Source organism: Pseudomonas typographi, from assembly GCF_014694385.1.
GTDB lineage: Bacteria > Pseudomonadota > Gammaproteobacteria > Pseudomonadales > Pseudomonadaceae > Aquipseudomonas > Aquipseudomonas typographi.
In genome coordinates, this window is the sequence record NZ_JAAOCA010000005.1 from 68,148 (window position 1) to 93,661 (window position 25,514).

A 25,514-nucleotide genomic window follows, 5' to 3' on the forward strand; every position below is an offset into this window, starting at 1 on the left:
TTGCAGGGAAATCTGGCACACTGTAGGCCTTTTCGAGGACGTTGACGCCGTATGCCCCTTTCGCCTCTGCGCCGCTTGGTTTTCAGCCTGTTGCGGCGAGTGCTTTATTTCTGGGTTCGCTCGGAAACCACCGGCCCTTCGCCCGCCCAGCTTGGCATCGACCGCAGCAACCCGGTGTTCTATGTGCTGCAAACCCCGGCACTGAGCGACCTGGCGGTGGTCGACCACGAATGCACCCGCGCAGGCTTGCCGCGCCCGGTGCTGCCCGTGGCCACCGGTGCCGTGCTGGAACCGGCGGCGTTCTTTTACCTCACCCCAGCGCCGGATTGGCTCGGCCTCCACGACAAGCGTGGCGCCCCGCCAACGCTGCAGCGCATGCTCAGCCTGTGCGCCGAGGATGCGACCGCCGATGTGCAGATCGTGCCGGTCAGTGTGTTCTGGGGCCAGTCACCCGCCAGCGAAAGCAGCCCGTGGAAGCTGCTGTTCGCAGACAGTTGGGCGGTGACCGGGCGGCTGCGCAGGCTGGTGACGATTTTGATCCTGGGGCGCAAAACCCGCGTGCAATTCGCCCCGCCACTTCACTTGCAAGCGCTGGTGGCCCACAACAAGGGCCACGCGCGCACCGTGCGCATGGCCCAGCGCCTGCTGCGGGTGCACTTTCGCCAGCAACGCAGCGCGGTCATCGGGCCAGACATCCCACCGCCGCCACTTGGTCAAGGGCCTGCTGCATGCGCCGTGGGTTCGCCAAGCCATCCTCGATGAAGTGCAACAGGGCCACACCAGTACGGAAAAAGCCGAAAAGCTAGCGCTGCGCTATGGCAACGAAATAGCCTCGGACTACACCTACACCGCCATTCGTTTTCTCGAGGTGGTGCTCAGTTGGTTCTGGAACAAGATCTACGATGGCATCAAGGTGGGCCATATCCAACAAGTACAAGCTATCGCACCGGGGCACGAGGTGATTTACGTACCCTGCCACCGCAGCCATATCGACTACCTGTTGTTGTCTTACCTGTTGTTTCGCAATGGCCTTACGCCGCCGCACATTGCGGCGGGTATCAACCTGAACATGCCGGTGATCGGTGGGCTGCTGCGCCGCGGCGGCGCCTTCTTCATGCGCCGCACGTTCAAGGGCAACGCTTTGTACGCGGCGGTGTTCAACGAATACCTGCACACCTTGTTTACCAAAGGTTTCCCGGTGGAGTATTTCGTCGAGGGTGGCCGCTCACGTACCGGGCGCATGCTACGGCCCAAGCCAGGTATGTTGGCGATCACCCTGCGCAGTTATCTGCGCTCCTCACGCACGCCCATCGTGTTCGTGCCGGTATACATCGGCTATGAACGGGTACTGGAAGGCCGCACCTACCTGGGTGAACTGCGCGGGGCGAGCAAGAAAAAAGAATCTATTTTCGATATCTTCAAGGTCATCGGCGCGCTCAAGCAGCGTTTCGGCCAGGTCGCGGTCAACTTCGGCGAGCCGATCCGCCTCTCGGCCTTCCTCGATGAAACCCACCCTGGCTGGCGCGTGCCGCCCTCCTCGCCCGGCGAACGCCCCGCCTGGCTGCACGGCGCCACCCAGCGCCTGGGCGAGCGGGTCGCACAACGCATCAACGCAGCGGCGGCAATCAACCCGGCCAACCTGGTGGCACTCGCGCTGCTGTCCACCGGCCGCCAGGCATTGGACGAACACGCACTGGCACGGGTGCTGGACCTGTTCTTGGCGCTACTGCACAAGGTGCCGTACTCACCTTACGTGACCGTGCCCGAGGGTGATGGCCGGGCGATGATCGAACACGCCCGCGCATTGGGGCTGGTAGCCGAACAACGGGATGCACTGGGCAGGATCCTCTACCTGGACGAAGCCAACGCGGTACTGATGACCTATTACCGCAATAACATCCTGCATATATTTGCCCTGCCGGCGTTGCTGGCGAGCTTCTTCCAGAGTTCATCGCGCATGAACCGCGAGCAGATCGTGCGCTTCGTCCGCGCGTTGTATCCGTTTCTGCAGGCCGAGCTGTTCATCCGCTGGCAACTAGACGAACTGGATGCCGTGATCGACCAATGGTTGGCCGCGTTCACCGACCAGGGCCTGCTCACCCTCGACGGCGATACTTATGTACGCGCCGCGCCCAGCTCCCGGCAGTTTGTACTGTTAACGCTGCTGGCGCGCGGCATCACCCAAACCCTGCAACGCTTTTACATGGCCATTGCCCTACTGCTGGACCACGGCCAGCACGAACTCACGGCGGAGCAACTCGAAGCGCTGTGCACAACCATGGCCCAGCGCTTATCCATCCTGCATGGGCTCAATGCGCCGGAATTCTTCGACAAAACGCTGTTCAGGCATTTTATCGAAACGTTATTGGAGGTAGGCGTAGTGTTCAAAGATGCGCAAGGCCGGCTCGGCTACCAGGGCCGCCTCGGCGAATTGGCCGAAGGTGCCGCCAAACGGGTGCTGTCCGCGGAAGTGCGGCTGTCTATCCGCCAGGTGGCCCTGCAGCGTGATCACGATATTGAGCCTGAGCCGCCCACCGGCGTGGGCGAAAACAGCAAGCTGTAACGGGTAACGGCCGCGTGCAGGACCGCCCCCAGCCCTGGCGTGCCTGGGATGCCGCAGCGGCCAAACTCCACTGCCGCTGCGCATCAGCGCCGATACGGTGCATACTTCAAAACCCGCCATCCATTGCCCCAAGGACCGCCCCATGTTTCGTCCCCTTGCTCCCCTCGCCGCGCTGTGCGCCGGCCTTCTATTGTCCAGCGCTGCCAACGCCTTGTCGCTGGGCGACCTGTCCCAATCCGACGCCACGGGTGGCCTGAAGGATGCCCTGGCGCAAGGTGCACAGGTCGCGGTCAAGCAATTGGGCACCCCGGGCGGCTTCAACAACAACCCACAGGTGCGTATTCAACTGCCGGCCAAGTTGGAAAAAGCCAATAAACTACTCGGCTCGCTGGGTATGGGCTCGCAGGTACAAGAACTGGAAACCGGCATGAACAGCGCTGCCGAAGCTGCAGTGCCGCAAGCCCAGGCGATCCTGGTCGATGCGGTGAAAGGCATGACCGTGGCCGATGCCAAGGGCATCCTCGCCGGTGGCAACGATTCGGCCACCCAATACCTGAACAAAACCAGCCGTGAACAAATCCGTGCCAAGTTCCTGCCCATCGTCAAGGCCAATACCGACAAGATCGGCCTGGCCCAACGCTTCAACAGCGTGGCTGGGCAAGCCAGCGCCCTGGGTGCCTTGAACAGCAAAACCAATACGGTCGAAGGCTACGTGACCGAAAAAGCATTGGACGGCTTGTTCAAGATGATCGCTCAACAGGAAGAAACCATCCGCAAAGACCCAGCAGCGGCCGCCAGTAGCCTGGCGAAGAAGGTGTTCAGCGCGCTGTAGGGCCGTTTGGCTTTACCAACGCAATCGGCGGCGGTTGTTTGCCGCCCGGTTTGCCACGGCCTTAGGGCTGGATGGCGCCCTGCCGCTGGCGAAATCGCCGAGGCCAGAGTACCAGGCAGGTGGCTTGGGCAGCCACGGGCAGCGCATAGGCAATGAACATTAACGCTGCAGCGTGCAACAGGATAGGCTGAACGTTAGCTATGTAACGCATCGGTTGGCCGGCGCGCCAGTGTAATGGGCGCCTCCGCTTGCCTTCCAGGATGCCTGCACATGCCAGACCTTAACCTCATCGAGCACTTGCCCGCGCTTTCCGACAGTCCCGCCGCCCTGCTTGAAAACGGACACACCCAGGCCGCAATGGCGGTGCAGCGCGAGTTGATCCTGGCCTGCCTGGTCAATGGCGGCGATGGGCTGGATACCTTGCTGAACGACTGCCTGGATTACGAAAAGGCTCGCAACACCAGCCTGAACCTGGCCCAGCAACTGATCAGCGGCCTGGATAAAAACAGCGTGGTTCAGCGCGGCGACACGGCCGTTACCGCGCTGCTCGACCAGCAGTTGCGCGGGCTCGACCTTGAAGCCCGTATCCAGAAAACCCTCGGCGCCATCGACGCCGACGAGCAGCGGATGGTGCTTGACACCGTTAACGCCCTACTCAAGGCCGACCGGCTGCCCTCGGCCTACGTGCTGGGTGGTTTGGTCCACGAGGGCGAACCGGCGCATCGAGTGCTAGGGGCCGTATTACTGACGCACCGTGATGGGTTAGCCGAGCCCCAGCATACCGTCACTACCCTGATGGCCTGGCACCGGTTACCGGGGGGGCTGATGCGCTTCGCCAGCCCGGCTGCCGCCAGGGTGTACGTTGAACAAGAATTGGGCCTTCCGGCCACGGCGGCCACGCGCTGGCAACCCGAAGGCAGCAGCCTATTCGAAGAAGCGCTGATCGATGTGCTGAACAATGCCATTACGCAGTCCGCTCATCAGCAGGACAGCGACCGAACCTGGCTGGAAGTGATCGATGAAATCACGCTGCCAGCGCATTGGCCACGCGACCTGGCCCTAGCCGAGGTGCTCGGTAACCGCGACGTGGCCAAGCTCAAACAGCAAAACAACGATTGGCTAACCCAGCTACCAGGCGCCCAACGACAGAAACTCATCGACCTGATAGCGCATTACTGCCAGGCCCAACAAACCGCCCGCTTGCATACCGAACGCCACCTTCCCTCACGGGACATCTATGTGCGCGAGGCGGTGGCGAAAAAACTGCACAGTAGTTTCGGCATCACGGGCCAATGCGATGTGACGATCAACCTGCCTGCCAGCCTCGAACAATAGCTATTGCCCAGTGGGCCTGCACCCATCCGGCAGTTTCCCAGCCTGGAGGCGGTGCCTTCGGCCGAACGCGAACAGTGGTCACTTGAGCGACTGCTACTGCGTAACATCGACGACGACTTGGCCGGCCGGCTGGCTTTTATGCGGGTGTGCGTGGACGCGCCAGGCAGCGCCGCCATTGGCGCGGTGGCCGGCGGCATCGACCGCCAGTGGCTACTCGACACCGCCAAGGAGCTGGACCTGGCCAAGGCCTATGAGCAAGCTTTGTGGGCACACTACCACCCTGCCGCCGAGCACGAACATCCGGCACTGACCCTGCTACGCCGTCCGTACGAAATAGGCCTGGAGCTACAACTGGCATTGGCTTACCAACAGGGCCAGATCGACGAGCAGGACGCCGTGATATTCAAAACCGCGATCCATGCCCACGACGCCCAAAGTTGGGGCGCCGTCACACTGCAACCGGTGGCCTTTACGCTGTTCGACGAAACCGCCGAAAGTGCCGGCGCGCAGATCGAAGGGGTGATGCTGCTCCACGACGCCAACCAGGGTAGAACCCTGCTGTACCTGCCACAGGCCCCGGGCCCAACATTGAGCCGCCACGCCAGCGTGGCGGCTGCGCTGGGCTACCTGGCCGACCGGTGCCTGGCGCCGGCCATGCGCGAATACCTGGCCGCCCGTGCGCTGGCCGGCGACCCGCAGTGGTTGGCCGCGCGCCTGGACCAAGCATTGCTGGCAGGCTTTCGGGCATTGTTTCAAAGCCGCGAAGCGTGGCCCCCTGGCCGTTCCATGGCGCAACAAGTACTCAACGAGCATACCGGCCGCTACATCCGCGAGCACCGGCAGTTTGCACGCAGCAACGCCGATTTACGGGCGCAGAACATCGAGCTTTCGCGCCAGCAGGTGGTGGATGCCATACGCTTTGCCCTGGGCATGACGCCGGTGATCGGCACGCTGGTCGATATCGCTGAAGGGCTGTTTAGCTTGCACACCGCCGTGCGCCACTTCCAGAACGGTAACGTCTCCGATGGCTTGGTCGAGGTCCAGATGGCCCTGCTCTCGGTGCTGGGCGCGTACATCGACTACCTTCCAGCCGGCGCCGTGATCAGCGCGCCCGGCCGCCGCGCCGTGGCACGCGCCAGCCGGGCCGCAGCGCTACAGCCGCTGGACCGGCAGCGCCTGGCGAGCCAGCAACTGCGTAGCGACGCGCCCTTCGAAGGCTATGCACTGGCGCGTACCTTACCGGTGGCATCGGCGCCTGGCAGCGGTGTGCTCAACGGGGTGTACCGTACCGATGGCGGGCATTTCATCCAGCGCAAAGGCCATGTCTATGCCGTGCAGTGGGACCGCACCTTACACACCTGGCGGCTAGTACCCCATGGCCGGAAGGGCTATCGCCAGCCCATCGCCCTCAGTGGCGACGGGCAATGGGAATCCCATGGTTTTTTGTTCGGGCGCAATGTACTGGGTGGCGGCCTGGGTGGCGGTAACGTGGTGCAGGGCATGGCCGATAGTGCGAAGGGGCGCCTACCACTGTGGTTGCGCCGCTACCTGCCGCAGCGCCTGTTGGCGCACGTCGAAAGCCGCCAACAGCATTTCGAGCGCGCGCTCACCGACTACCATCAACTGCGCGGTAAGGCATTGGATCACTTGCGCCATTACAAGCAACACCCCCAAGGCGAGGCCAACTATCAACGCTGCATCGACGCCTTGAATCAGGAAATCAGAGCCGGCTGGGCGCTAGAAGAGGCGCTGGACGAATTGTCGCCGCGCCAACGCGAACACATATTCAATAACCCCCGCCACATGCAGAACCAACTGCGAGCCTATGGCGCCAGCGCCGAGTGGAACCGGGCTCAGTTGATCGAGGCCCGCCGTGCGGGCTTGGTCCGGGCGATTACGGCCATCGATGCCGAGCTGGTTCCACGGCGCCAGCAGTTGGTGCAGTTGTCCCAACGCCTGAATGCTGCATTGGACAACGATGCGCCGCAAGCCACCTTGCTATCGCTCAAGCAGCAAATCGAGGCGTGCATTGCAGCGGTGTTGAACATCCACCGCAGCAAACGCGTGCTCTATATCCGGCAACTGGCCGAAGAAGACGCGCTCAGCGATGTGTTACAGGCGCTGCGCAAAGTGCCTGGCAAGGTGGGGCTTAAAGGCATAGACGAACAAATCGCCAGAACCACCGGCGCGCAACAGGCCGAATGGGAAAAAGTCAAACGCATCGTCATCGCGATCCAGGAACGTTTAGAACATCGCGCGCCACAGGTATTGGAAGTGCTCAAAACCTATACGCTGCTCAACCTGGTCATACTCGATGAAGGCAGCCCAGGCTGGGCGCAGGTGCGCGACCACCACTTGAGCGCGGTGAAACATATCGACCGCGCCACGGATATCTACGTTGAGCTGCCCAAGGCGAAGCTCTCACGTAAGGAGCGCGCCTTGGTGGTCGAGCAGATGAACGATGATCTGGATGCCTTCACCCGCAAGCTCAAAGCGTTGGCGCGTTTGTATCCGGCCTTGATCGAACCGCGCACCTACCAGCGCCTGCTCGATCAACTGACGATTCTGCGCGGTAAACACGTCGGGGCGAAGCTGCCGGAGCGGCCACCGCATTCGCCACGCCGAATCACCCGGCCGTTCCAGGACGCCGACGGCTATTGGTGGTTGGGCCGCCGGCAAGACGATGGCAGCATGACCGTCGAACGCCTGGAGCGGCCCAACGAAACCTGGATAGCAGACCACTCCAGCGGCCGCTTCGTCCGGCGCGACCGCCCGCGACCGCAAGCGCCGGCAGCACCCCCACGAGCGGCCAGCGAGTTGCGCGCCGACGCCACCGAAGCGCTGCGCACCGCCGACGGTGCCTTGAGCCGAGCCGAGCTTTACCAAAATGCATCCACCACTACCGGTGCCGACCTTGAAGACCTGCTGGCCCTGGAGGCCGTGCCCTTGGAGAAGCTTGCCGAGCAGCTACAGGCGCTGCCTGCAGCCGGCGATAAGGCGCTGGCCCAGCAATTGCGCGCCAAGGCCGAACAACTGCGCAGGCAAGGCCGTAGCCTGCGGCTGGCGTACAGCCTCGATGCGAACCAGCCTTCGGCATCGCGGCTGGCTTACCTGCTCGAACAGAACCAGGCGAGCATCCGCCGTACCCAGCCACGCCGGCGCCTCAGTGGCCCAGACGGCACGGACTACCTCGACGAATTCGAGGTCACCGCGCTTGATGGAACCCCGCTGTGGTACGCCCATTTTCATTTTCAGGGGGCCCACACGCCGCTGGTGGACTTCAGCAAAGCCCACCTTAAAACAGTCGTGCAGCGCGGCCTGGGGCTGAACTGGCAACGCCAGCAGGGCGACGCGGCGCCTACGATCCTGCGCGCTGACCTCGGGCCCGCCTTCGTGTATCGATTCCAGCATCGGTTCGAAAACACCTAGTGTGGTGTTTCAGCCGTTCGCGCAAGCATTGGCGGGTGAATGTTGCTGTCGGGCCAGGCGGGGCGCTCACGCCATCTCGGCGCGCAACTGCTTGGCCGCCACCACCATGTTCTGCAAGGCCGCCTGCGTTTCTGGCCAGGCCCGGGTTTTCAGGCCGCAGTCGGGGTTGACCCATAGACGTTCGGCCGGCACCCGCCCGGCAGCCTTGCGCAGCAGCGCGAGCATTTGCTCCACGCTGGGCACCTGCGGCGAGTGTATGTCGTACACGCCCGGGCCAATCTGGTTCGGGTAGGCGAATGCCTCGAACGCTGTGAGCAATTCCATCGCCGAGCGCGAGGTTTCAATGGTGATCACATCCGCATCCATGGCGGCAATGGCCTCGATCACATCGTTGAATTCGCTGTAGCACATATGGGTATGGATTTGCGTGGCGTCCTGCACACCACTGGCGCACAAGCGAAACGCTTCCACCGCCCAGCCCAGGTACGCCTGCCATTGCGCCTTGCGCAGTGGCAGGCCTTCACGAAATGCCGCCTCGTCGATCTGGATAATGGCCACGCCCGCCGCTTCCAAGTCGGCTACCTCATCACGCAACGCCAACGCCAACTGCCGGGCCTGGGTTTCACGGCTCACATCCTCGCGGGCAAACGACCACATCAGCATGGTAACCGGGCCGGTGAGCATGCCTTTAACGGGCTTGTGGGTAAGGCTTTGCGCGTAACGAATCCACTCTACGGTCATTGCCCTGGGCCGCGACAGGTCGCCATAGATAACCGCCGGTTTCACACAGCGCGAACCATAACTCTGTACCCAGCCGAAACGGGTGAACAGGTAACCGTCGAGCTGCTCGGCAAAGTACTCGACCATGTCGTTGCGCTCCGCCTCACCGTGCACCAGCACATCCAGGCCCAGCGTTTCCTGTACCTTGACCGCATGGCGAATTTCACAGCGCATGGCGTCTTGGTAGTCATTCGCCGACAGCTTGCCCTGCTTCCAAGCCTGGCGCGCCAGGCGGATAGCCGCCGTTTGTGGGAACGAGCCAATGGTGGTGGCGGGGAACGCCGGTAGCCCCAGGCGTGCTTGCTGTAGCGCGGCGCGCTGGGCGAATGGTGCGTGGCGCTGGCTGTGTTGCGCCGTGACCGCTGCCACGCGCTGCTGCACCTGCGGTTTATGAATACGTGGCGAATGGCGCCGCTGTGCCTGCAGGTCGCGGTTGGCCGCCAGGGCGGCCTGTACCGAGGGGCTGTCGGGCGCGTCGAGCGCAGTGGCGAGCAATGCAATCTCCTCACATTTTTGCCGGGCGAATGCCAACCAGCTTTTCAGTTCAGGGTCCAGGCCATCTTCACGGGCAAGGTCCACTGGGCTGTGCAGCAGCGAACAGGAGCCGGCCACCCAGAGGTTCTCGCCAAAGCGCTGCCGCGCTTGCTCAAGCTGGGCCTTGGCGGCGTTCAAATCGCAGCGCCACACATTACGGCCATCGACCACCCCCAGCGACAACACCTTGTAGGTGGGCAGGCGGTCGAGCAGCGCCGGCAGTTGGTCTGGCGCCCGTACCACATCCACATGCAGGCCATCGACCGGAAGGCTGGTAGCCAAGCCCAGGTTATCGTCCATGCCACCGAAGTAAGTGGCCACAAGCTTTTTCAGCGGGGAATACTGCAAAATGTGGTAGGCCCGTTCGAACGCGTTTTTCCAGGCCTGAGGTAGGTCCAGCACCAGAATAGGCTCGTCGATCTGCACCCATTCCACGCCCAAGTGTGCCAGGCGCGACAGAATTTCCCCATACACGGGCAATAGCCGCTCGAGCAGTTCGAGCTTATCGAACGGGGCCTGGCCCGCCTCGGCCTTGACCTTACCCAACCACAGATAGGTGAGCGGGCCCAGCAGCACCGGCTTTACCCGGTGGCCCAGAGCCAGGGCCTGCTGCACGTCGTCAAACAGTTGTTCCCAACTGAGCACAAAGCGTTGGCCGGCGCTGAACTCCGGCACCAGGTAGTGGTAGTTGGTGTCGAACCACTTGGTCAACGCCTGCGCCTCACCCGCCTCGCCAGGGCAGCTGCGGCAGGTGCTGGCGCCACGGGCCATGGCGAATAGCGTCTGCAGGGTAGGCAAGCCATCGGCCTTGCAGGTATGGGCAAAGCGGCCGGGGATGGCGCCGACCATCAGTGAATGGGTCAGCACCTGATCGTACCAGGCGAAATCGCCGACCGGCAGCATGGCCAGCCCTGCGTCTTTCTGCAACTGCCAATGGCGTTCCCGCAATTCGCGGCCCACGGCCTCCAGGCCGTGCTCGGGCAAGTCGCCTTTCCAGTACGCCTCGAGGGCTTTTTTCAGTTCGCGGTCCGCGCCGATGCGCGGGAAACCAAGGTTATGGGCCAGGGCCATTGTGCAGATCCTTATCATGAGCGATGGCAACAGTGTCCCTGGCGCAGGTATCATGAGACAAACTCAATATTTTCTGGTTCTTCACAAATTTCTCTCATGGAGGCCGCCGTGCTCGAGTTTCGCCACCTCAAAACCCTGCATGCCCTACGCGAAGCCGACAGCCTGGTGGAAGCCGCCGAACGCTTGCACCTAACCCAGTCAGCGTTGTCCCACCAGTTCAAAGAATTGGAAGAGCGCTTAGGGCTGGGGTTGTTTATCCGTAAAACCAAGCCGGTGCGCTTCACCAGCGCAGGCTTGCGCCTGTTGCAATTGGCTGATGCCGCGCTGCCGCTGATGCGCACGGCCGAGCGCGACTTGGCGCGCTTGGCCGGCGGTACGGCGGGGCGGCTGCACATGGCCATCGAATGCCACAGCTGCTTCCAATGGTTGATGCCCACCATCGACCAATTTCGCGACGCCTGGCCAGAGGTAGAACTGGACCTCGCCTCTGGCTTTGCCTTCGCGCCGCTGCCAGCATTGGCACGTGGCGACCTCGACCTGGTAGTCACCTCGGACCCTATGGACCTGGCCGGCATCACCTACGTGCCACTGTTTACCTACGAAGCCATGCTGGCCGTGGCCAACCAGCATCCGCTGGCCACCAAGCCTTTCATCGAGCCGGAAGACTTACGCACCCAAACCCTGATCACTTACCCGGTGGAGCACGACCGCCTCGACATTTTCACGCGCTTTTTGGAACCGGCCGACATCGAACCTGCCGCGGTACGCACCGCCGAGCTGACGGTGATGATGATGCAATTGGTCGCCAGCGGCCGTGGCGTATGCGGCATGCCGCATTGGGCGCTGCACGAATACAGCGCGCGGGGTTATGTAAAGGGTAAGCGCCTGGGCGAAAAGGGCCTGTTCGCTACGCTCTATGCGGCGGTGCGTAGCGACACGCTCGAAGCGCCGTTCATGCGCGACTTTTTACTCACCGCCAAAGACACCTCGTTCGCCACACTCGATGGCGTGAGCGCGGTCAAGGCGTAAAACCGCGGGTAAGCCGCGCGCCATAGCGCGCGGCCGTGAGGTGTATCAGAAGCCGCGCGCCGCCAAGATTGTGCAGCCGGCGTCTTAAACCGACATCAGGGCCTATCCAAGGCTCTCGTCGACGATCAGTACGACCTTCCCGCTGACCTGGTTGCCAGCCAGTTCGTTGAAGGCCTCTTCAGCCTCGGTGATCGGGAAGGTGGCCGCGATGCGCGGGTCGAGGCGGCCTTCGCTGAACAGCGGCCATACCTGCTGCGCAAGTTCGGCGAGCAGTTCGGCCTTGAACACCTCGTCACGAGAGCGCAGGGTCGAGCCCATCAGATGAACCCGCTTGGCCAGCACCTGGGCCAGGTCGATCGCCGCGTCCTTGCCACCCATAAGGCCGATCAGCACCCAGCGCCCGTCGCTGGCAATGCACTTGAGGTTGAGCTCGGCGTATTTGCCGCCTACCGGGTCGAGGATCACGTCGAACGGGCCGAAGTCGGCCAACCCACCCAGCCCTTCACCGCGAACCACCCCGCCTTGGGCACCAAGCCCTTCGCAATACGCCAGGCGTTCGGCAGAGCCAACGCTGACCCACACCGGGTTGCCGAAGGCCTTGCACAATTGGATTGCCGCCGAGCCTACGCCGCTAGCACCGGCGTGCAGCAACACTTTTTCGCCTGGGCGCAGCCCGGCGAGTTGGAACAGGTTGAGCCAAGCCGTGGCATACACCTCGACCATCCCTGCGGCCTGCTGCAGGCTCAGCCCGCTCGGCACCGGAAGCACGTGGCGGGCATCGACCACCACCTGTTCGGCCATAGCGCCACCGGCAAGCAAGGTACACACCCTGTCGCCGACGTTCCATGGCGCGCCAGCACCCACTTCGCTGATCACCCCGGCGCATTCCAAACCTAGGATATCCGTGACACCCGGCGGCGGCGGGTAAAGCCCGGCCCGCTGCAGCAGGTCAGCGCGGTTCACCCCGGCGGCGGCGACACGGATGCGTACCTGGCCCACATCACAGGCCTGTTCGGCATGTTCGCGCCACTCGACATGTCCTTCAACGCCTTGCAATGCCTTCACGCTACCTCCATAGTTGAGCCAAGAGTGAGCCCCGCGCCCTGGCGCGGGGCTTTGCATTATGCGACCGGATTGCAAGCGTGCAGGATGAAAACTGCATTATCAAGCTGCCAGCATGGAACTCGGTCTCCTTCAAGACGGCCTAATATGCGTTATCAATTGCCCCTACGTCGAATGAGCATGAAGCATTTTCTAGCGCGCAACGCTTTGCCGCGCAACGTTTTGCCCCGCACCGCGCTAGCGTTGGCATTAGGCTTAAGCCTGCTGCCCATGGCCAGCCCTACCTTCGCCGCCAACAGCTGGGACACATTGAAGCCTGATCGCGACGAAGTGATCGCCAGCCTCAACGTGGTGGAACTGCTCAAGCGCCACCATTACAGCAAACCGCCCCTGGACGATGCACGCTCTGTCATCATCTATGACAGCTACATCAAGCTGCTCGATCCCGCACGCAGTTACTTCCTCGCCAGCGATATCGCCGAATTCGACCAGTGGAAGACCCAGTTCGACGATTTTCTCAAAAGCGGTAACCTCGACCCGGGCTTCACCATCTACAAGCGCTACCTGGACCGGGTGAAAGACCGCCTGGATTACACCCTCGATGTGTTGAACCAGGGCGTGGGCAAACTCGATTTCACCACCCACGATACCTTGCAGGTCGACCGCAAGGATGCCCCTTGGGTCGCCAGCAAGGCCGACCTCGATACCCTCTGGCATAAACGCCTGATGGACGAGGTGCTGCGCATGAAAATCGCGGGCAAGGACGACGCGCAGATCCAAGACACCTTGACCAAACGCTACAAGAACCAACTGGCGCGGCTGGACCAAACCCGCGCCGAAGACATCTTCTCGGCCTATATCAACACCTTCGCCCAGTCTTACGACCCGCACACCAACTACCTGTCGCCCGACAGCGCGGAAAACTTCGACATCAACATGAGCTTGTCCCTCGAAGGGATCGGGGCGGTGCTGCAAAGCGACAACGACCAAGTCAAGATCGTACGCTTGGTGCCGGCTGGCCCCGCGGAAAAAACCAAGCAGGTGGCCCCATCGGACAAAATCGTCGGCGTGGCCCAAGGCGATAAGGAGATGGTCGACGTGGTCGGCTGGCGCCTGGACGAAGTGGTCAAGCTGATCCGTGGGCCGAAGGGCTCGGTGGTGCGCCTGGAAGTGATCCCGCACACCAATGCGCCGAACGACCAAACCAGCAAGATCGTGTCGATTACCCGCGAGGCGGTCAAGCTGGAAGAGCAGGCGGCGAAGAAGTCGATACTGCACATCGACCAACAAGGCCACGACTACAAGCTCGGGGTGATCGAAATCCCGGCGTTCTATCTCGATTTCAAAGCGTTCCGGGCCGGCGACCCTGATTACAAGAGCACCACCCGTGACGTGAAAAAATTGCTCGGCGAGCTGCAGAAGGAAAACGTCGACGGCGTGGTGATAGACCTGCGAAACAACGGCGGCGGTTCGCTACAGGAAGCAACCGAGCTGACCAGCTTGTTCATCGAAAAAGGCCCTACGGTATTGGTGCGCAATAGCGATGGCCGCGTCGATGTGCTTGAGGATGAAAACCCCGGTGCGTTCTATAAAGGCCCAATGGCGCTGTTGGTCAACCGACTATCGGCCTCGGCATCGGAAATCTTTGCCGGCGCCATGCAGGACTACCACCGCGCGTTGATCATCGGCGGGCAAACCTTCGGCAAGGGCACGGTGCAGACCATCCAGCCGCTCAACCACGGCGAACTCAAACTGACATTGGCCAAGTTCTACCGTGTATCTGGGCAAAGCACTCAGCACCAGGGCGTGCTGCCAGACATCTCCTACCCGTCCATTATCGATACCAAGGAGATCGGCGAAAGCGCGCTGCCCGAGGCGATGCCGTGGGACACCATCCGCCCGGCTGTGAAGCCAGAGGTAGACCCCTTCAGGCCGTTCATCGCGCAGCTTAAGCAGTTGCATGCGCAACGCACCGCCAACGACGCCGAGTTCACTTACATCCGCGACCGCTTGGCACTGGCGCAAAAGCTTAACGAAGAAAAAACGGTGAGCCTGAACGAGGCCGAGCGGCGCGCGCAGCATGCCACCATCGAGCAGCAGCAACTGGCCTTGGAAAACACCCGGCGCAAAGCCAAGGGTGAAGAACCGCTGAAGGAGCTGAAAAAGGAGGAGGAAGACCCAATGGGCGCCGCCCCCGATGACAGCAAGCCGGAGAACGACGCCTACCTCAGCGAAACCGGGCACATCCTGCTCGACTACTTGCGGCTTAACACCCAGGTCGCGAAACATTGACCGGCTAGCCATTCACGAGCTGCCACGGTACGGCCTGCGTAGTGGGGTGAAACAGGGGCTGGGCGCCACAAGCGCCCGGCCTTTTTTTCGGCCCAGCGACCGGTAGCCCTGCAATGAATGCCGCCGCTAATGGGCGGCCTGGCGCCCCGGCTCGGGATAGGCGTAGTCGAACACCCTGGCGACTTCAGAGGCATGCCACGATGCCGCCGCGGTGCCATCGACCGGGCCAGAGAAGCGCCCCAGCCGCTCGACACACTCGAAAAACCCGGTACGGGGCAGGCGGCTTGCCCCCTGGCTGATCACCAGGGAACTGCGCAGCGGCTGTTCGGCCTTTACGTCGAGGGCGGCGAGGTATTCGAGGGCGGCGGTGAGTGTTTGCATGGCAGGGCTGGGTAGCTGCAGGCGTTCGAGCAGAGCGCGGTAGGTCACCAGGTGGCGCTGGCGGCGGGCTACGTCAAGTTCGGTGAGCAAATTGTTCCAATGCTGGCGGCTGATCCGCACACTCATGAGCGGCGCTCCTTGTCGGGGCTGGCGCCCCCGGGGTGAATATCCATGAACGCGACCTCTAGTGTTGCGAGGGCCAGCGCCTAATCTAGGGGCTTTGAATGAAGGCATAGGGCCATCTCAGCGACCCAGGTATTCGCCCTCCAACGCCGACGCCCCCTCCGGCACCCGCTCAACCACCTGCAGCGCCGCGGGGTCCTGGGCCTGCCGCCAGGCTCTGAAAGCATCCAGTTCACCGGCCAGCACCTTGGTCACCCAGCCCAGTACGGCCAAGTCGTCGAGCATGCCCACCCCGAGCAGCCAATCGGGGATTACATCGATAGGGCTTACGAAATACAACAGCCCGGCGACCACCGATAACATCGCCTTACCGCTGATGGCGCGGTATTCGCCCTTCCAGTAGGCACTGCACAACGCCACCAGCAACCCGGCGTCTTCCCGTAGCTTAGCCGGCCCGCGGCCCTTGAGCTTGTGGCTGGCGGCCAGCACCAGGGCGGGCAAACGCCCGCGTTTGAGCAGGCGCGCGGCCAATGGCAGGAAACGGGTAAAACCCAACGGTGTTTTCATGAAGCCTCCCGATCAAACCCACAAGGGAGGTTATCCACAATATTTGTGGATAACCATGTGAACAGCGGCGCGCTTTTTACCTAAAAAGCCCGCCCCCCGTGGGGTATTCTCAAATCGCACGTTTTTCACACAGTAGTGTCTGCCCGTGGCGCGGCGGCTTTCCTACCCCCCGCTTTGCGTTTTCATGGCAGGCCTGCATGCGCCGGGGCAGCATCGCCGCGCATGCACACTTTATGCAGACAGTGCAGAGGGTGAAACATCCCAAGCGCAATGTCGACCCTGAAAAGCACAACGCCCCGCTGGGCGGGGCGCTGGGTGGCAGCTGTTTACTTACTTCTTGGCCGGAGCGTCGTCGGCCGGCGCGGCTTGTTCGGTATCGCCTTCTTCGCCTTGGGCGGCGCTGCCAGCCTGGGCTGGGTCTTTGATACCCAGCAGTTCCAGGTCGAACACCAGTACCGAGTTGGCCGGGATGGCCGGGCTCGGGCTCTGCGCACCGTAGGCCAGGTCGCTAGGGATGAACAGCTTGACCTTCTCACCGACGTGCATCAACTGCAGGCCTTCGACCCAACCTGGGATTACACCACTGACCGGCAGGTCGATGGGGCTGCCACGGTCTACGGAACTGTCGAACGTGGTGCCGTCGATCAATTTGCCGGTGTAGTGCACGGTGACCACGTCGGTCGGCTTGGGCTGGGCGCCGTCGGCCTTGTTGATGACCTGGTACTGCAAGCCAGAGGCGGTGGTGACCACGCCGTCCTTCTTGCCGTTTTCCTCAAGGAATTTTTTGCCGGCCGCCAGGGCGTCCTCGCTCTTCTTGGCCATACGCTCTTCAGCGCGCTTTTGCAGCTCAGCAAAAGCCTGGACCAGTTCATCGTCTTTAAGCTTCTGCTCTTTTTTGCCGACCGCGTCTTCAATGCCCAGGGCGACAGCCTTGGAGTCGAGGTCGGCCATGCCTTCTTGCGCCAGGCTTTTGCCCATGTTCAGGCCGATGCCGTAAGAGGCCTTCTGGGCAGGGGTTTTCAGCTCGACACTGCTGGTCTGCTTGTCGCAACCGGCGAGGACCAAACCTACGAGGGCGATAGCCGCCGCCAATCGATGCTGTTTCATGCTGTTTCCTTCAATGATGCGCCATGAATGGGCAGTCGGGATAAAGCCGCGAGCTTAGCAGGCACTCCCGACCGCTGGCTACCGGCATGAGAGCAGCAAAGGCTTTATAAGTTCAAGTAACTCAATGGGTTTCATGGGTTTTCGTTCAAGCTGCGTTCAGTTACGCCATAGCCCCACTTAGCCGCACCACTCTTTCATACACTGTGCCTGCAACCGCATTGCGCAGCCACGGCATCAAGGGCAGGTAGCGGTTAGCCGTCGCGCCGCGCCCGCGCCAACCTGTGCAACCGGGCCATGCCGAGCAGGCATGAAGGGGCGCGCAGGTGTGCCGAGGATCAGCGGGCACCGCCACAGGCTGCCTGCGGCTACCGGACCACGCTGTGGGCGGTCGGCTGCAAGCAGGCGGCGCGTGATGGGCTATCAGCTTTGGATCTCGACCCAGTCGCCATTGAACCGCACCGGCCAGGTACGCAGTATTTCACCCGGCCGTTCCAGGCATTGGCCATCGCGCAGGCGATAGTGCTGTTTATACAACGGGGCGGCCACGACCAACTCGCCCATCAGGTGGCCCACCAGGCCACGGCCGATCACGTTGGCGCCCGATTGCGGGTCATGGTTGTCGATCGCGTGCAGTTCCTGGGCTTGCCCAGGCAGGTAGAACAGCGCCACTTGGGCGCCGCCGTGCCAGGCCACGACCCCGGAGTGAGCCACCAGGTCCTGGCGTGTGCAGAGGGTTTGCCAACGGTTGGCGGTACTCATCAGATGGCCTCCTCGACCAGGGGCGGGTTATCGGCCTGCGGGGCCGGGCGGCGCTGGCCACGCTCGTCGACGAAGCGCACACCAGGGTCCGGGCGCTGGTCGTTGACGAAGGTGCGAAAGCGCTTGAGTTTTTCAGGGTCCTTCAGTGCATTGGCCCATTCGCATTCGTAGCGATCGACCACGTGCTGCATTTGCGATTCAAGTTCCGCGCCAAGCCCCAGGCTGTCATCGATGATGACCCGCTTGAGGTAATCCAGGCCGCCTTCGAGCTGTTCGCGCCACACCGAGGTGCGTTGCAGTTTGTCGGCGGTGCGAATGTAGAACATCAGCAAGCGGTCGATGTAGCGGATCAGCGTTTCGTTATCCAGGTCGGTGGCGAACAATTCGGCATGGCGCGGGCGCATGCCACCGTTGCCTGCGATGTAAAGGTTCCAGCCCTTCTCGGTGGCAATAACGCCCACGTCCTTGCTTTGCGCCTCGGCGCACTCACGGGTACAGCCGGACACCGCGAACTTGAGTTTGTGCGGGGTGCGCAGGCCCTTGTAACGGTCTTCGATACGCAGGGCCATGGCCACGCTGTCTTGCACGCCATAGCGGCACCAGGTGCTGCCCACGCAGCTTTTCACCGTCCGGGTCGATTTGCCGTAGGCATGGCCGGTTTCAAAGCCGGCGGCGATCAGTTCGGCCCAAATGTTCGGCAACTGGTGCAGTTGGGCGCCGAACAGGTCGATGCGCTGGCCGCCGGTGATCTTGGTGTACAGGGCGTACTTCTTGGCCACCTGGCCGATCACGATGAGTTTCTCAGGGGTGATTTCGCCGCCGGGGATACGCGGCACCACCGAATAGGTGCCGTTCTTTTGCATGTTGGCCATGAAGGTGTCGTTGGTGTCTTGCAGCGGCACCAGCGAGGGGGCCATGATCGGCTGGTTCCAGCACGAGGCGAGGATCGAGCCCACCACCGGCTTGCAGATGTCGCAACCCAGCGGGCCTTCGCCGTGGCGTGCCAGCAGTTGCTCGAAGGTCTCGATGCCCTCGACGCGCACGATGTGGTACAAGTCTTGGCGGGTGTGGGCAAAATGCTCGCACAGGCGCTTATCCACTGCCACGCCACGGGCGGTGAGTTCATGCTCGAACACCGACTTGAGCAGACCGGCGCAGCCGCCGCAACCGGTGCAGGCGCGGGTGTCGGCCTTCAGGCTGGCCAGGTCGGTGCAACCACCATCGATCGCCGAGCAAATCGCCGCCTTGGTCACGTTGTGGCAAGAGCAAATGGTCGCGGTGGCGGGCAAGCTATCACCACCCAGCGCGGGCACGGCCTCACCCTGCGGCAGAATCAGGCTGGCCGGGTCGGCCGGCAAGGCAATGGCATTCTGGGCATACTGCAACAGCGTGTCGTAGTAGCTGTTATCGCCCACCAGCACCGCGCCCAATACCCGCTTGCCGTCGGCGTCTACCACCAGGCGGCGATAGCTGGCGTTGGCCTCGTCGATGAAACGGTAGCTGCGCGCGCCGGGCGTAGCGCCATGGGCGTCGCCGATCGAGCCCACATCCACGCCGAGCAGTTTGAGCTTGGTCGACAGGTCGGCGCCGCCGAAGGCTGCGCCCTGCTCGCCCATCAAGTGGGCGGCGGCGGTACGCGCCATGGTGTAACCCGGGGCGACCAAGCCGAAGACGCCGCCGTTCCAACTGGCGCATTCGCCAATCGCCAACACCGCCGGGTCGCTGGTCACGCAGCGGTCGTCGATCGCCACACCCCCGCGCGCTCCGAGCGCCAGCCCCGCTTCACGGGCCAAGGCGTCTTGTGGGCGGATGCCCGCTGAGAACACCACCAGGTCGGTTTCCAAGTATTCGCCGCCGTCGAAGTTCATCCGGTAGCGATACGTTTCACCCGGTACGATCGCCTGGGTCGCCCGCGCCACGTGCACATTGACGCCCAGCGCTTCGATGCGCGCACGCAATGCGGCGCCGCCGTCAACGTCGAGTTGCACCGGCATCAAACGCGGCGCGAACTCCACCACATGGGCTTGCAGGCCCAGCAATTTCAGGGCATTGGCCGCTTCCAGGCCGAGCAAACCGCCGCCGACCACCACCCCGCGGCGCGCCCCAGCGGCCGCCTCACGGATGCGGTCCAAGTCCTCGAGGGTACGGTATACCAACCTTGAGCAACCCTCCGCGCCTGGCACCGGTGGCACAAAAGGGAATGACCCGGTGGCCAGCACCAGGTGATCGTAGCGGTAGCGGCCGGCGGCGGTGACCACCTCCTGGGCAGTGCGGTCCAGTTGCAGCACCGCTTCGCCGATATGCAGGTGCACGCCGTGCCGGCCATAGTAATCGGCCGGGCACATGGCCAGCGACTCGGCGTCGGCGCCGGTGAAGTAAGCGGACAAATGCACCCGGTCATAGGCGCGCAGCGGTTCCTCACCGAACACGTGGATGTCGTAGCGGGCCAGCGCGCCACGCTCGACCAACTGCTCGACACAGTGGTGCCCTACCATGCCGTTGCCCACGATAACCAAGGTTGGCTTGGGCTGCGGCGTCACGATCGCATTCATACAGGTACCTCGTTCGAGCCTTGCACGGTTTGGTCGGCCAAAAAAAAACGCCCGGAGCTTTTACAAGCTCCAGGCGCCTTTGCCCGATATTCAATTGTGGTGTATCCACCCGGCCGCCATTGGCCGGAATACTGATGCGATGTAAGAAGCAGGGACTGTGCCAACCCGTATAACGCCCGGTGCAGCGGTGTTCAAGCCGCGCCAGCAGGCTTGAAGCGACCCAAGGCGGTGCGACCGGCACCGCCTTGGGGCATCAATAGACGTCGCGCAGGTAGCGCTTGTCGCGCAGCATCTGGCGCACGTATTCGCTGGCCTGTTCGGCATCGAGCCCACCGTGGTCGCGCACCACTTGATGCAGCGCGGCATCGACGTCCTTGGCCATGCGCGCGGCGTCGCCACACACATAAAAGTACGCACCGGCCTGCAACCATTGCCACAGTGCCTGGCCCCGTTCGAGCATGCGCTGCTGCACGTAAACCTTTTGCGCCTGGTCACGGGAGAACGCCGTGTCGAGGTGATGCAAATGGCCCTGGGCGTGCCAGCGCAGCAGTTCATCACGGTAATAGAAGTCGCTGGCGGCGTGCTGCTCGCCGAAGAACAACCAGTGCTGGCCACGGGCAGCTTGCGCCAGGCGCTCTTGCAAAAAGGCGCGAAACGGCGCCACACCGGTGCCTGGGCCGACCATGATCATGGCGGTGGCGGGGTTGGCCGGCACGCGGAAGTGCGCCGAGCGCTGCACGAAGATCGACACCCGCTCGGCCCCGGCGCGGTCGGCCAAAAAACCCGAACACAGCCCACTGCGTGCGCGCTCATGGCAGTGATAACGCAGGGTCGATACGGTGAGGTGAACGTGATCTGGGTGCGCCAGGGCGCTGGAGCTGATCGAATACAACCTGGGCTGCAAAGGCTTGAGCAGGCCGAGCAACTCCTCGGCGGTCATCTGTACCGCGAAGGTTTCCAGCAAATCGACCAGTTGCCGGCCATGCAGCCACTGCGCCAGTTGCCCGTGGTTATCCGCAGCCAGTAATGCCTGCAACGGCGCCGCGCCGCTGCGCTCGGCCACGAACCGCAACCACTGCGGGGTGATACGGGTAATGTCGAAGTGGCGCTGCAAGGCCTGCGCCAGGGGCATATCACCCTGATCCGGCACCTTCACCGGCAAGCTGCTGTCCAGGCCCACGCAGGCAAGCACCTCCTCGATCAGGCTTAGGCAGTTGGTGGGCCACACACCCAGCGCATCGCCCGCCTGGTAGGTAAGCCCGCTGCCTTTGAGGTCGAATACCACTTGGCGGGTTTCCTTGCTGGCACCGGGGCCATTGAGCACGGTGTTACTCAGCAGCGCGGCCTTGTAGGGACGCTGGCGGCTGTAAAGCGCGCCGCTGGCGGGGGCTGCTGGGGCGGCCAGCGGGGTGGCCGGCGTGCCCGCCAGTGCCGTGGCGATGCGTACCAGCCAGCCCTGCGCCGGGCCCAGGTCATGGGCTTCACATTCGACCCGCTCTGCCAGGGCGGTGCCGCCCAGGGCCTTGAGGCGCTCATCCAGGCGCCGGCCAAAGCCGCAAAACTGATCGTAGCTGCTGTCACCAAAGGCCAGCACGGCATAGCGCAGCTGTTCCAAAGCGGTTGCCGCCTGCAATTGCTGCCAAAAGTGCGCGGCGTTGTCGGGCGCCTCACCGTCGCCAAAGGTGCTGGCCACCAGCACTACGCTGGCCGCGCTACGCAGCGCCTCCATGCTGGCCTCGTTCATCGCCAAGCTGCGCACCGCCAAGCCTTGCTCAGCCAAATGGCTGGCGCAACGCGCGGCGAAGCTTTCGGCATTGCCGGTTTGCGAGGCCCACAGCACTAGGTGAGCGGGGCCCGCCGGTGCCGCGGCCGACACTGCCTGCTCGCGGGAATAGACGCCGGCAAGGATACCGTCGAACAACAGGCGCCGCGCCGGGGCCAGCGGCGCGCTGGCCGGCAGTACCGGTACGCCGGCTTGGCCCCGCCCTGGTTCACTGGCAAGGCCCAGTAAATAGCCTTTAAGGTATAAGGCCTCATCGGCTTGCAAGCCGTCGATGGCCGATAGCAGGTCAACGGCAGGGGGCATGGTGAGGTTCATGGCGGCAGCCGCCTCCACACGGCTCAGGGCAATAGCAGCCACTTTCAGTTCAGGCTGCAGCGAGGCACTGTCTACCGCATCGCTGGTGACGGCATTCACACACAGGGCGTCGCCGTGCAGGTCATTCCAATGGAACGGCGCAAAGCAGTTGCCCGGCAACACACGGTCGCTGATCCGCGCCGGCAGCACCGCCTCGCCTCGCCGCGAGCGCAGCCGCACCGGCGCACCTTCGGCCAGCCCAAGCACGCTCGCGTCGGCAGGGTGCACCTCAATGAACGGCCCCGGGTTGAGCTTGTTGAGCGCCGCCACCTTGCCGGTTTTGGTCAGCGTGTGCCATTGGTGCTGCACACGCCCGGTATTGAGGACCAGGGGAAACTGCTCATCGGGCACTTCCTCCGGCAACCGATGCGGGCGCGGGTAAAACTGGGCCCGGCCGCTGGCGGTAGGGAAGTTCAGCGCAGGGCGCTCGCCACCCGGCAACAGCCGGATCACCTGGCTCACCCCATCGTTCAGGTAACGCACCGGGTTGCGCCCTGGGCCATCATCTCGGGGGCAGGGCCATTGCAGCGGCGCCTGGCGCAAACGTGCATAGCTTGCCCCGCGCAGGTCATAGCCGGTGGCCGGGTTATAGCACTGGCGGATCTCGTCGAATACCTGCTCAGCGCTGTCATAGTTGAAGGCCTCGGCGTAGCCCATCGCGCAGGCCACCTGGGCGATCAGTTGCCAGTCTGGCAGGCTTTGCCCAGGTGGTTCCACCGCCTTGGGGGCCAGGGTCAGGTTGCGCTCGGAGTTGACCATCACCCCATCGCCTTCGGCCCACAGCGCACCCGGCAACAGGATGTCGGCGTAGCGGTTGGTGTCAGTGTCGAGGAAGGCGTCCTGGGCGATGACCAATTCAGCGCGGCGCAGGCCTTCGATCACCGCCTGCCGGTTGGGCATACTTGCCACCGGGTTGGTGCAGATGATCCAGCACGCCTTGATAGTGCCTGCGGCCATGGCTTGGTACATCGCCACGGTGCCCTGCCCACCTTCACTGCGCAGGCGCCCTTCGGGCAAGCCCCATAAGCGCTCGATGAACTGCCGGTCTTGCGCCACCAAGGCCGAACGCTGGCCAGGCAACCCAGGGCCCATGTAGCCCATTTCGCGGCCACCCATGGCATTCGGTTGGCCGGTCAAGGAAAACGGCCCGCTGCCCGGCCGGCAGATCGCGCCGGTGGCCAGGTGCAGGTTGCACAAGGCATTGGTGTTCCAGGTGCCGTGGGTGCTCTGGTTCAGCCCCATGGTCCAGCAACTCATCCAGTTCGGCGCCAGGCCGATCCAGTCGGCGGCCTGGTGGATGGCCGGCTCGGCAAGGCCGGTGATTGCCGCCACCCGCTCAGGGCTGTAGTCGGCCAAGAACCCTGGCATCGCCTCCCAACCTTCGCAGTGCTGGGCGATGAAGGCCTCGTCGATGCGACCCTGGCAGTACAGCAAGTGAAGTAGGCCGTTGAGCAGGGCCAGGTCCGTACCGGGTTTTATCTGCAGGAACAGGTCGGCTTTTTCGGCCGTGGCGGTGCGCCGTGGGTCGACCACGATCAAGCGCGCACCGGCCTTGATGCGGTCCAGCATGCGCAGGTAAAGGATGGGGTGGCAGTCAGCCATGTTGGCGCCGCTGACGAAAAACAGGTCGGCCTGGTCGAAATCCTCATAGGAGCCTGGTGGCCCATCGGCACCCAACGATTGCTTGTAACCGGTGCCTGCGCTGGCCATGCACAACCGCGAGTTGGATTCGATATGCTGCGTACCGATAAACCCCTTGGCGAGCTTGTTGGCCAGGTATTGGGCCTCCAGCGACATTTGCCCAGACACATATAGCGCCACCGCATCTGGCCCATCCCGCTCGATGATGGCGCGCAAGCGCTCGGCGGCGGCCTGGATCGCGCTTTGTAGCGGCACCCGAACCGGGTCGTGGCTGCGCTCATGGCGCAGCCAGGCATCACACAGGCGCCCGGCGTCGGCCAATGGCAGGTGGCTGGTCTGGCCCTTGGTGCACAACCGGCCAAAGTTGCTGGGGTGGGCCTTATCGCCAGTGACCCGGGTGACACGGTTGCCCTCGACACTCATGACGATGCCGCAGCCCACACCGCAGTATGGGCATACACTGCGTACGTTCATCGATGACCTCGCATAAAAACAAAACGGCGCCGGGCTGCCAGCGCTCTTTCGAGCGGGGCAACACGGCGCCGTTGTCGTGGGGTTCAGTGCAGCCGCCTTTGGCTGCGTTTGGCGAGGCTGATGCAGGTTTCGTTCCAGCAAAGTCAACCGCCGTGGCAGCGGTGTTTCAGCGAAAAAGTACCACCCTACCGTGCACCGAGACTGTGCCCGGCGCCTTGAAATAGCGCAGCGCCGTCACACCGGTTCAAGCATTTGCCCGTCGATGCCGTCACCGACCACCAAAAAGTGCCCGCCCGCCACATGGTGCAAGGTGCGCAGGGCATCCTGCCCACGAAAGTCCCAGCGCCCATCGCTGAACACCCGGCTGTCGGCATAAGCCGCGGTGACCTCGCCGATGAACAAATCGAACTGTTCCTGGTTGTCCGGTTGCTCGATCAATTTACATTCAAGCCAGGCCACGCACCCTTCGAGCAACGGCAGCCCTGGGGCAAGGCCGGCGAAGGTAGATAAACCGTAGGTGGCGAATTTATCGCGGCCGCCTTCGCTGAGGCGTTTGCCACTGGTATTGCCCACGGTCTGAACGATGTCCCGTTGGGCCACGCACGGTACGTTCAGGGCGAAGGTGCCGCTGGCCAACAGCAGTTCGCGGGTCCACACTGACTTATCGAGCACCACCGTGACTTTCGCCGGGGCGAAATCCAATGACATCGCCCATGCCGCGGCCATGATGTTGCGTTGGCCCTGGTGGGCCGCGCTGACCAGCACGGTGGGGCCGTGGTTGAGAAGGCGGTAGGCCCGGTCCAGCGGGACGGGGCTGCGGTGAACGGGCATGGTGCGCACCTGGAT

At 63.1% G+C, this 25,514-nt stretch carries 14 protein-coding genes and 1 pseudogene; 6 read left to right on the top strand and 9 right to left on the bottom strand.

All coding sequences use genetic code 11. The annotated features are described in order from the left end of the window. The first annotated feature begins 51 nt into the window (after positions 1-51). The 4 genes and pseudogenes from plsB (at position 52) to HAQ05_RS05035 (ending at position 8,159) form a co-directional block, all read left to right on the top strand. Positions 52-2,563 (top strand): annotated as a pseudogene (plsB, locus tag HAQ05_RS05020) (glycerol-3-phosphate 1-O-acyltransferase PlsB). A gap of 142 nt (positions 2,564-2,705) precedes the next feature. Then, positions 2,706-3,395 carry a DUF4197 domain-containing protein gene (locus tag HAQ05_RS05025; RefSeq protein WP_190418047.1) on the top strand — a complete coding sequence of 230 codons (690 nt, stop codon included), beginning with the start codon at positions 2,706-2,708 and terminating at the stop codon, positions 3,393-3,395. Between the two features lie 270 nt (positions 3,396-3,665). After that, the gene (locus HAQ05_RS05030) at positions 3,666-4,730 is read left to right on the top strand and encodes a hypothetical protein (RefSeq protein WP_190418049.1); all 1,065 of its coding nucleotides are present in this window, start codon (positions 3,666-3,668) and stop codon (positions 4,728-4,730) included. Positions 4,731-4,733: 3 nt separating this feature from the next. Continuing rightward, the gene (locus tag HAQ05_RS05035) at positions 4,734-8,159 is read left to right on the top strand and encodes a dermonecrotic toxin domain-containing protein (protein WP_338050122.1); all 3,426 of its coding nucleotides are present in this window, start codon (positions 4,734-4,736) and stop codon (positions 8,157-8,159) included. A gap of 66 nt (positions 8,160-8,225) precedes the next feature. Here the strand turns inward: HAQ05_RS05035 and metE are convergent, their stop codons facing one another. Then, a complete protein-coding gene (gene metE, locus HAQ05_RS05040; RefSeq protein WP_190418053.1) occupies positions 8,226-10,544 on the bottom strand; it encodes a 5-methyltetrahydropteroyltriglutamate--homocysteine S-methyltransferase in 2,319 nt (772 codons plus the stop codon). Positions 10,545-10,652: 108 nt separating this feature from the next. Here metE and metR point away from each other — a divergent pair, with 108 nt between their 5' ends. Continuing rightward, a complete protein-coding gene (gene metR / locus HAQ05_RS05045) occupies positions 10,653-11,573 on the top strand; it encodes a transcriptional regulator MetR (protein WP_190418055.1) in 921 nt (306 codons plus the stop codon). A gap of 102 nt (positions 11,574-11,675) precedes the next feature. On the opposite strand, the gene HAQ05_RS05050 is transcribed toward metR, so the two are convergent. Continuing rightward, on the bottom strand, positions 11,676-12,638 hold the full coding sequence (locus tag HAQ05_RS05050; protein ID WP_190418057.1) for a zinc-binding dehydrogenase: 963 nt from the start codon (positions 12,636-12,638) through the stop codon (positions 11,676-11,678). Between the two features lie 177 nt (positions 12,639-12,815). Here HAQ05_RS05050 and HAQ05_RS05055 point away from each other — a divergent pair, with 177 nt between their 5' ends. After that, complete coding sequence (locus HAQ05_RS05055) at positions 12,816-14,927, top strand: carboxy terminal-processing peptidase (protein WP_238936462.1); 2,112 nt, start codon at positions 12,816-12,818, stop codon at positions 14,925-14,927. Positions 14,928-15,053: 126 nt separating this feature from the next. On the opposite strand, the gene HAQ05_RS05060 is transcribed toward HAQ05_RS05055, so the two are convergent. The 7 genes from HAQ05_RS05060 to HAQ05_RS05090 all read right to left on the bottom strand — a co-directional run bounded on the left by HAQ05_RS05060 (position 15,054) and on the right by HAQ05_RS05090 (position 25,499). Beyond that, positions 15,054-15,434: a hypothetical protein gene (locus HAQ05_RS05060; RefSeq protein WP_190418060.1), complete on the bottom strand. Its 381-nt coding sequence runs from the start codon at positions 15,432-15,434 to the stop codon at positions 15,054-15,056. A 117-nt stretch (positions 15,435-15,551) separates the two neighbouring features. Continuing rightward, positions 15,552-15,998 (bottom strand): YkvA family protein, encoded by a 447-nt coding sequence (locus HAQ05_RS05065; protein ID WP_190418063.1) that lies wholly within the window; start codon positions 15,996-15,998, stop codon positions 15,552-15,554. Between the two features lie 330 nt (positions 15,999-16,328). Continuing rightward, complete coding sequence (locus HAQ05_RS05070) at positions 16,329-17,105, bottom strand: BamJ family beta-barrel-assembly machinery protein (protein WP_190418065.1); 777 nt, start codon at positions 17,103-17,105, stop codon at positions 16,329-16,331. A gap of 420 nt (positions 17,106-17,525) precedes the next feature. Next, the gene (nirD, locus tag HAQ05_RS05075) at positions 17,526-17,864 is read right to left on the bottom strand and encodes a nitrite reductase small subunit NirD (protein WP_190418067.1); all 339 of its coding nucleotides are present in this window, start codon (positions 17,862-17,864) and stop codon (positions 17,526-17,528) included. Continuing rightward, positions 17,864-20,416: a nitrite reductase large subunit NirB gene (nirB, locus tag HAQ05_RS05080; RefSeq protein WP_190418069.1), complete on the bottom strand. Its 2,553-nt coding sequence runs from the start codon at positions 20,414-20,416 to the stop codon at positions 17,864-17,866. The genes nirD and nirB overlap by 1 nt, the downstream gene beginning before the upstream one ends. A gap of 253 nt (positions 20,417-20,669) precedes the next feature. Beyond that, entirely contained in the window at positions 20,670-24,668 is a 3,999-nt protein-coding gene (locus tag HAQ05_RS05085; protein WP_190418071.1) for a bifunctional nitrate reductase/sulfite reductase flavoprotein subunit alpha, read from the bottom strand. 234 nt (positions 24,669-24,902) lie between these two features. Beyond that, positions 24,903-25,499, bottom strand: coding sequence for a flavin reductase family protein (locus HAQ05_RS05090; RefSeq protein ID WP_190418073.1), 597 nt, complete (start codon positions 25,497-25,499; stop codon positions 24,903-24,905). Between the last annotated feature and the right edge of the window lie 15 nt (positions 25,500-25,514).